Annotated in this window: 8 protein-coding genes and 2 pseudogenes; 3 read left to right on the top strand and 7 right to left on the bottom strand. The window is 37.5% G+C overall.

Annotation, left to right across the window (positions count from 1 at the left end):
* Positions 1-258 precede the first annotated feature (258 nt).
* Positions 259-1533, top strand: coding sequence for an McrB family protein (locus tag ED2_RS13720; RefSeq protein ID WP_227645001.1), 1275 nt, complete (start codon positions 259-261; stop codon positions 1531-1533).
* Positions 1517-2323, top strand: coding sequence for a hypothetical protein (locus tag ED2_RS13715; protein ID WP_002290077.1), 807 nt, complete (start codon positions 1517-1519; stop codon positions 2321-2323). Before ED2_RS13720 ends, ED2_RS13715 begins: the two co-directional genes overlap by 17 nt.
* Positions 2324-2425: 102 nt before the next feature.
* On the opposite strand, the gene ED2_RS13710 is transcribed toward ED2_RS13715, so the two are convergent.
* From ED2_RS13710 to ED2_RS13695, 4 genes are all read right to left on the bottom strand, one after another.
* Positions 2426-2908 carry an HAD hydrolase-like protein gene (locus ED2_RS13710; RefSeq protein WP_174520046.1) on the bottom strand — a complete coding sequence of 161 codons (483 nt, stop codon included), beginning with the start codon at positions 2906-2908 and terminating at the stop codon, positions 2426-2428.
* 18 nt (positions 2909-2926) lie between these two features.
* Positions 2927-4270: a PFL family protein gene (locus ED2_RS13705; protein ID WP_060789897.1), complete on the bottom strand. Its 1344-nt coding sequence runs from the start codon at positions 4268-4270 to the stop codon at positions 2927-2929.
* 14 nt (positions 4271-4284) lie between these two features.
* Entirely contained in the window at positions 4285-4551 is a 267-nt protein-coding gene (locus tag ED2_RS13700; RefSeq protein WP_002290085.1) for an ACT domain-containing protein, read from the bottom strand.
* 102 nt (positions 4552-4653) lie between these two features.
* Positions 4654-5322 (bottom strand): 2,3-bisphosphoglycerate-dependent phosphoglycerate mutase, encoded by a 669-nt coding sequence (locus ED2_RS13695; RefSeq protein WP_002334632.1) that lies wholly within the window; start codon positions 5320-5322, stop codon positions 4654-4656.
* A 281-nt stretch (positions 5323-5603) separates the two neighbouring features.
* On the opposite strand from ED2_RS13695, the pseudogene ED2_RS13690 reads away from it, so the two are divergent.
* Positions 5604-6464 (top strand): annotated as a pseudogene (locus ED2_RS13690) (MATE family efflux transporter); the annotation flags it as partial.
* On the opposite strand, the pseudogene ED2_RS13685 reads toward ED2_RS13690, so the two are convergent.
* From ED2_RS13685 to ED2_RS13675, 3 genes and pseudogenes are all read right to left on the bottom strand, one after another.
* A pseudogene (locus tag ED2_RS13685) lies at positions 6458-7078 on the bottom strand (PTS transporter subunit IIC); the annotation flags it as partial. The pseudogenes ED2_RS13690 and ED2_RS13685 overlap by 7 nt on opposite strands.
* A gap of 20 nt (positions 7079-7098) precedes the next feature.
* A complete protein-coding gene (locus ED2_RS13680; protein WP_002290091.1) occupies positions 7099-7395 on the bottom strand; it encodes a PTS sugar transporter subunit IIB in 297 nt (98 codons plus the stop codon).
* Positions 7388-7852, bottom strand: a complete 465-nt coding sequence (locus ED2_RS13675) for a PTS sugar transporter subunit IIA (protein WP_060789894.1) — start codon at positions 7850-7852, stop codon at positions 7388-7390. The genes ED2_RS13680 and ED2_RS13675 overlap by 8 nt, the downstream gene beginning before the upstream one ends.
* Positions 7853-8286: the final 434 nt, after the last annotated feature.

The following is an 8286-nucleotide window of genomic DNA, read 5'->3' as shown; positions in this document are numbered from 1 at the left end:
TTGAATGATTTCTACACGTGGCTTTCCAGCTAAGTAAAGATTGACGATTTGTTGCTTGAATTCTTGTGAAAAAGTTCTTCGTGTTCTCTTAGACATAAAAATTCCTCCTGGTATGTTTTCTTCTAGTCTACACACCTTAATTTTTCTGTCTAGTTAATTGTAGCCTATCCAAATTTTTACAAAAAGTTTATTGATGAAGGTAGTAAAAACTATGTAGGTTACGATGATTTTATAAATCAAACAAAAGATATAATTTTTGTGCCCTATCTATTACTTCAAAAAATTATAGAAACTAAAAAAGATATTAACGAAGGCATAGAAAATATCTCTGATTCCAAAATATCTCCAGTAAGTTCAATTATTACTGAACAAACGCAAATAGATATATCTGAGTTAGAAGATAAACACGCTATTCAACAAAATGATCACTTCTCTGAACAGAATGAATTTATAGAAAGATTTAATCAGCTCACAATTCGTAGTAAATTACATTACTCAAAACGAGACTTATGGAATTTTCATACTGCTATGTTGGGTGATAGTTTGGTGGTATTAGCTGGACTAAGTGGTACCGGTAAATCACAATTAGTAACATCCTATGCAAAAGCACTTCAATTATCAGATACACAAATAAAGTTTATTTCTGTGAGACCCTTTTGGGAGGATGATTCTGATTTATTGGGCTATGCTGATACTGTAAATTCTGTCTATCGTCCAGGAGATAGCGGTCTAATTGATGCACTATTAGAAGCATCAAGACACAAAGAAAATATTTACATGGTTTGTTTTGATGAGATGAATTTAGCTCGTGTTGAACATTATTTCTCCCAATTTCTTTCAGTTTTAGAAATGGAGCCAAATACTAGGAAAATCAAACTGTATAACGAAGATCTAGAAAATAAATTATATAACTCTTCAACCTATCCTTCTACAATTGAAGTAGGACAAAACATATTATTTGTAGGAACAATAAATACAGATGAATCTACTCATCAATTCTCAGATAAAGTTTTGGATAGATCAAACATTATTTCACTTGAGTTAGTACCATTCCATGAAATTAGTGAAGTAAATGACTATATTCAATCAGATCAAAAGAAACGTAATCAACTTAAATATGATGATTTCAAAAATTTTAAAAACTCTAACCCTACTAATGGTTTGACCCAGAAAGAAAAAGAAATGTTTTGGAAACTCCATTTAGCAATTAATTCTAAAGACAAAAATATCGGTATCGGTTGGAGGATATTAAAACAAATTGATGAATATTTAAAAAATCTTCCAGTGCAAAATGACTTATCAAGAAAAGAAGCTATTGATATTCAGCTTGTACAGAGAGTATTAAGTAAAATCAGAGGTTCTGATGAACAATTATCAGAATTAGTTGGTAAATGGAATGAGAATGATTTAAAACAAGTGGGTGAATTTGAACAAATAATTAATGAATATCCTGAGTCTTCAGATTTTAAATATACTAAAAAAATTCTTTTGCAAAAAGCTAGGGAGTTGAATTTACATGGATTTACCCTTTAGTCTGAAATTAAACTTTGGTTATAAAAGTGGAGAACAAGAATATGAACTTTTATTTTTTCAAGATGAGGCATCGTTATTAGAGTATACACCGGTTAAGGTAAAAGAATTTTCTAATCTAAGCTTTACATTTAACAGTATAGACAAACAAGCAAAACTATATATACCAGAATTAGATGATTATTTGATTGAAAATCAAGTAAAAGAGGAAAATGGAGATATTTGCTATATTCCAAGTGATGATAATATAATCATTTATAATAGGGATCAAGGTAAAACAGTACCTCTTATTCCAGGTTATTATACTCTTTACGTTAAAATCGGTGAAACTATCTTTTATTCTCGATTTGAAATAATACTTAAAGATTTAGGTACACCAGAATGGGAAAAAATGAAAATCGAAATTGAAAAAATGGTTGGCGGTCTTGCTAGAACTTTTATTCCTAAAAAAACTTCTCGTCGTGAAATTACTACTTCAAATTATCTAATGAACGATCAACTTTTTCAACGAATATTAGAGTTTGAGAACAATATACCTCAAGCAATAGTTTCTCTTGAAAGTTTAAAAAAAGAAGCAAAATATAGAATTGACAAACGATATAACTGGAAACCAATTGGAAGCAAAAATTTAGTGGATCAAAAAACTATTTCACAGTTGCAAATCCATCCAGAAAAACGTGGGCTACTATATACACCTAGCCGCATAATAAAATATGATATTATTGAAAATCAATGGATCAAATTTATCTTATCTTATTTTAAAAATTTTTCACTTCTATATAGGTTGAATTAAATACTTTACATCCGCACGCACAGTCGGTCAATCACCTCAAGGGGACGCTCGTTTACATCGGCTAAGAAACCGCGGACCGACTGTTTGATTTTCTGGACGTGGTCAAAAAACATTGTTGATGACCGATTCCTTGAGCCACTTCCAAACGCCTTCCATTAGGTTCAACTGAGGGCTGTAGGGAGGGAGGAAGATGAGTGCCAGGCGCCTAGCGTTTTCTTCAAAAAATTCTAGCATTCCTTCTTTTACTAACAATTCGCGAGTCGAAGCGATCGTACGATGAGTCAAGATATAATGTTTAGATCCTTGTTGTTTCAATTGCGTCAATGTGTCATACACATGATCAAATGTGACAGGTTGGCGTGTATCAAGCGTTTCGTATTGATGGAAATCATCTGAGAATTCTCGAAAGTCCAAATGATATTTTTCAGTCAATGCTTTTGAAGATTTTTCTTTCAATAATCGATAAACAGCTTTTGGATCAGCAACTACTTGCCGATCTTCTAAAGCTTTCATCATGCTGTCAAGCATGATCGGATACGTATCGAACAACGTCCCGTCAAAATCCCATATATATGAATCAAACATTATTTTCTCACTATCTTCCTAATTTTTAAATGAATGGATTGGTGCCGGGATCCGCCCGCCTCGTTGGATAAAGTCCGTCGATTTCGCCGAATTCGTCCGCATGACTGGAGCAGTCCCCAGCAAACCGCCGAATTCGACAGAATCGCCGACTTTTTTATCTTTAGCGGGGATGATCCGCACCGCCGTTGTTTTATGATTGATGACACCGATCGCAGCTTCATCAGCGATCATCGCCGCAATCGTCTCCGCTGGTGTATCTCCTGGGATCGCGATCATGTCCAGACCCACTGAACAAATGGCGGTCATCGCTTCTAATTTCTCCAGATTCAGATAGCCTTCTTCTACGGCTTTGATCATACCTGCATCTTCAGAAACCGGAATGAATGCGCCTGATAAGCCTCCCACATGGTTGCAGGCCATCACGCCGCCTTTTTTCACAGCATCGTTCAATAAAGCCAGTGCGGCCGTTGTACCGTGTGTGCCGACAGATTCCAAGCCCATTTCTTCCAAGATCAACGCGACACTATCACCAACTGCCGGAGTAGGAGCTAATGACAGATCCACAATACCAAAGGGTACGTGCAATCGCTCAGAAGCGATTTGACCGACTAATTGTCCCATCCGCGTGATTTTAAATGCCGTCTTCTTAACTGTTTCAGCAACCACATCGAAAGATTCGCCTTTGACCTTTTCCAGAGCGCGTTTTACTACGCCCGGTCCGCTGACACCGACATTGATCTCGCAATCTGCTTCACCGACCCCGTGGAATGCTCCCGCCATGAAAGGATTGTCTTCCACCGCATTCGCAAAGACTACCAACTTCGCACAGCCCATATCTGAAGCTTCGGCGGTTTGTTTGATGGTTTCACCCATCAATTTGACAGCGTCCATATTGATCCCTGCCCGTGTCGAACCAATATTGACAGAAGAACAGACAAATTCTGTTTCTGCCAAGGCTTCCGGAATCGATTGGATCAAGGACAGGTCCGCTCCTTGATAGCCTTTTTCAACTAATGCGCTATACCCGCCGATAAAATTGATCCCCACCGCTTTTGCGGCTTTGTCCAAAACTCGCGCAAAAGCAACACAGTCTTGCCCGCCGCTTGCGGAAGCAACGATTGCGATCGGCGTTACCGAGATCCGCTTGTTGATGATGGGGATCCCAAATTCACTGGCGATCTCGTCACCGACTTTTACAAGATTTTTCGCTTTGCTGGTGATTTTATTATAGATATTTTGGCAAGTCTTTTCTGTGCTGGCATCGATACAGTCCAACAACGAAATACCCATTGTGATCGTCCGGATATCAAGATTTTCTTCTTCTACCATCCGGATCGTTTCAAGTACTTGTTTTGTTTCCATCATTTCCCTCCGAATTATAGTTTATGCATCGCATTGAAGATCTCTTCATTTTGAATGCTGATTTTGACGCCCAACGTGTTTTCAACTTGACTCAATGCTTGCTTGATCGCTTCTAAATCAGCCTCTGGTTGCATTTGCAACATCATCATCATGGTAAAATAATCTTCCATGATCGTTTGAGATACATCTAGAATATTGATATTCAATTCTGCCAACTTCTGGCTGACACCGGCAATGATCCCAACCTTGTCCTTCCCGACCACCGTTAAAATAGCTTTCATTATTCTTATTCCTCCAATTTTTTCAATAGTATACCATAATTTATGATAGTTTTATGAAAAATTCTGAAACAAAGGGCTATTTCCTTCAGCCAATATTCGTCTTTAGAGGATCGATTTATTGACGATCTGCAAGTTCTTATCAAAGCGGTAGTGGATCGGCTGCGCATTGGGAATATCAATGGTATCCATTTGGTCTTCCGGTACATCCTCCAAATATTTCACCAGTGCCCGCAGACTGTTGCCATGTCCGGTAATCAAAACATTCTTACCCGAACCCAACAGCGGCGCGATCTCGTCTTGCCATAATGGCGCGACCCGCTGGACCGTCATTTGCAGATTTTCTCCATGAGGAATGTCTTGATCTGCCAATTGTGCGTAACGGCGATCAAAATGGTTTTCTTCTACTAATGGAGGCATTTCATAATAATCTCGACGCCAGCGTTTGACTTGATCTGCCCCGAATTCTCGTGCCATTTCATCCTTATTTTTCCCTACTAAAGCGCCATAATGCCGCTCGTTCAGACGCCAGGTTTTAAATGTCGGTATCCATAACTGATCGCTTTCTTCTAAGATGATCTGGCAAGTCAATGATGCCCGCTTCAATACTGACGTAAATGCAGCGTCAAACTCGATCTGCGCGTTTTTGATTTTTTCCCCTGCCTTACGAGCCTGTTCCTGTCCTTTTTCTGTCAGAGAAACATCCAGCCATCCCGTCCAATAATTTTCAAAATTTGCTTCACTTTCCCCGTGCCGCATCAGTACTACATCCATATGTCTTCCACCTCTCTTCCTTTATTATCCCAGTTTCTTTGAGAAATGTCATTTGCAGTTGACATCTTTTTCATCTTTTTCATAAAATTTTCTTAAAGCTGTACCAATTGATTTTAAAAAATCTAAAGAACTGAGTTTATGCTATCAAGCATCTTTTTTGTAAGCATTAACAAATTGCTCTTTTTTTGCTGTATTTTTTTTATAAATCAGCTATTTGTGGTTCTATTAAACTATGGTAATATGTAATTTGCAAATATTCTGAAAAAAATTGAGGAGTTATCATGAGAGACCTAACTACAGGCACCCCAGCAAAGTTGATTTTTTTATTTACCATTCCATTACTCGTGGGGAATATTTTCCAACAGTTCTATAATATGGTAGATATGATCATTGTTGGGCAAACGATCGGTAAAGAGGCATTGGCAGCAGTCGGCGCGACAGGAAGTATCACATTTTTGATCATTGGTTTTGCTCAAGGTTTGACCGCTGGATTATCTATCATCACGGCGCAACGTTTCGGCGCTCAGGATTTTCGCGGTGTAAAGAAAAGTTTTGCTGTTGCTATTATAATTAGTTTCACAGTAACTGCTATTTTGACTGTTTTGATTTTAGTATTTTTACGTCCGTTATTATTGCTGATGCAGACACCGCCGGATATTATCCAACAAGCACAGGAATTTATCTCCGTGATCTTAGGCGGTATGTTTGCCTCAATGGCGTTCAATCTTCTTTCAAATATGATTCGAGCGCTAGGAGATAGCCGAACACCTTTGTTCTTTTTGATTTTCGCTGTGATCATCAATGTGATTTTGGATTTGGTGTTTATTATCAATTTCCACATGGGGATCGCTGGGGCTGGGTATGCGACAGTTATCGCGCAAATTTCCGCAAGTTTGATGTGTGTCATCTATATCAAACGGAAAATCCCGTTGCTGCAAGTCTCTAAAAGTGATTTCAAAATAGATAAAGACACTATTTTCACTCATTTAAATGCGGGCTTGCCTATGGCTTTCCAATCATCCATCATCGCTATTGGAGCGGTGGTATTGCAGTCTGCTCTAAATAGTTTGGGAACAGATGTCGTAGCGGCTCAAGCTGCCGCGGGAAGGATCGACCAATTTGCCACTCAGCCAATGATGTCTTCGGTTGTGCGGTCTTTATATTTACTAAATAGCTTGCCAATATAACCAGACAGTGCATAGCCAACCATATTAAAATGGCCAATAGCAGTTGCATCACTTCCTGTAATCTTACGCATGAAGGGCTGACATAATTGAGGCAATGCTGCAGAGAAGAAGCCAAGTAATAATCCACCAACGATTATTGCGGCTACATCTGTGAAGTTATGCGCTTTCAAAACCAAAGATAACACACACGCTAAGAACAAACTATGACCAGTCGTAAAAAAGATATTTTTGAAAGGAGTGATCCTAGCAATTACTAAGTTCATGATAAATCCCAAAATCAACGTACTACTCGTAACAAATGCAAATTCTGTCTGTGCTAATGCTGTCGCTGCTTCAGGAGAAGCAACAACTCCTTTGATATGAAATCCGGTTTGGAACAACGTATTAAAGTTCTGCAAAGCCCCTGTCATGATCGTGCCACCTGCACTAAAGATCAAAAAGCCAATAATTGTCTTGGAGGTTCCAGTCAAGACTTCTGTTCCAGACTTTTTTTGTGCCAATAAGCCTATCATAGCCACAAGCCCTAATAGTACTGCGGGCGTACTTAAGAAGCTAATAATAAAATCCATTTTTCAGCCTTCCTTTCTAACTACTGTTTTTCTAACTCAATAAATGCTTCTTCAAGTTTTGTCTTAATTTCATTTTTATCCACAATATTCGCAATGCCAACAATCTTCTGTGGTAAATTTTTTTCTATTAATTCATTCGCAACATCAGGCAAAGTAATGATCATATCTCCTTGAAAACCTGGCACACCATCTAAAGATGAATGTTCTACTTCTAATGGAAAGTTATTTTCTTTAACAACTTCATTGACTTTGATCTTTAGCATCAAACTTGATCCTACTCCTGCACGGCAAGCTACTAAAGCTTTATGACTATTCATGGTTATTCTCTCCTTCTGCTTTTTCAATATAGTTTTTAAATTCTTCTTTAGATGAAACGACTTTGATAAATTTTAGAAAATCTGGATTTCCTAATAAATTTGCCAATTCTGATAGCAATTCAATATGCGCTTGGTTATTCTTGGCGCTTAATGGAAAAAGATATTTAACTGGATCATTGGTACGATGACCTAAAGTAACTGGGTTCTTCAATCGCATAAATCCAATAGCTACATCTTTTGCTCCACTTTCCACCGTTGCATGAGGTAAAGCAATATTTTCAGTAATAACGATATATGGACCGGTCTCTTCGTAAATCTTCAAAATTGTTTCGACATATTTTTCAGTTACTACATCTGCTTCTAAGAAAGGTTGCAAAGCTTTTCTTATTGCTTCTTCAAAGTTATTTGCCTGAACATCTAGTTGAATATATTCATCTTTGATTACTTTACTTAACACTTATTTCGCCTCTATTTCATTTATTACTTGTGCACGTCTATACTATAAGTTCCTCCGCCTTACTTGACAATATAAACTGGGTTCACTTTTTTATAGTGAAAAAACAAAAAGCGTGCTCTAATGGGAATTTATTCTTATTTTCTGTGCCAAGAGCGTTTGACCCATAAAAAAATAGCCTTCTCTCAAAAAAAAAACAGTTCGTTTTTTCTTCCCTATAAAAGAAAAAACGAACCAAAATAAGGCTGGGGCAGAAGTACTTCACTCTGAGAAATAAGCCGAAATTCACGAAAATTATTTTTCAAATTTTTGTGAATTTCGGCTTATTTAAGAAGGAGTTGCTTCTACCCCCGCCGTTTATTCATTTTTAAAGAATGAGACAAAAGTGTTTCTTACTTTTATCCCACGCTCATTTTGATTCTACATAAATTCAAAAT

This window comes from Enterococcus durans NBRC 100479 = LMG 10746 (assembly GCF_001544215.1).
Taxonomy (GTDB): Bacteria; Bacillota; Bacilli; order Lactobacillales; family Enterococcaceae; genus Enterococcus_B; species Enterococcus_B durans.
The sequence above is the reverse complement of the archived record's forward strand: the minus strand, read 5'-3'. Positions and strand labels throughout refer to the sequence as shown.

Excerpts from the sequence above, each read along its gene's own strand:
- ED2_RS13715 (WP_002290077.1), top strand. The coding sequence starts at position 1,517 with ATGGATTTACCCTTTAGTCTGAAATTAAACTTTGGTTATAAAAGTGGA.
- ED2_RS13710 (WP_174520046.1), bottom strand. The coding sequence starts at position 2,908 with ATGTTTGATTCATATATATGGGATTTTGACGGGACGTTGTTCGATACG.
- ED2_RS13705 (WP_060789897.1), bottom strand. The coding sequence starts at position 4,270 with ATGGAAACAAAACAAGTACTTGAAACGATCCGGATGGTAGAAGAAGAA.
- ED2_RS13700 (WP_002290085.1), bottom strand. The coding sequence starts at position 4,551 with ATGAAAGCTATTTTAACGGTGGTCGGGAAGGACAAGGTTGGGATCATT.
- ED2_RS13695 (WP_002334632.1), bottom strand. The coding sequence starts at position 5,322 with ATGGATGTAGTACTGATGCGGCACGGGGAAAGTGAAGCAAATTTTGAA.
- ED2_RS13680 (WP_002290091.1), bottom strand. The coding sequence starts at position 7,395 with ATGAATAGTCATAAAGCTTTAGTAGCTTGCCGTGCAGGAGTAGGATCA.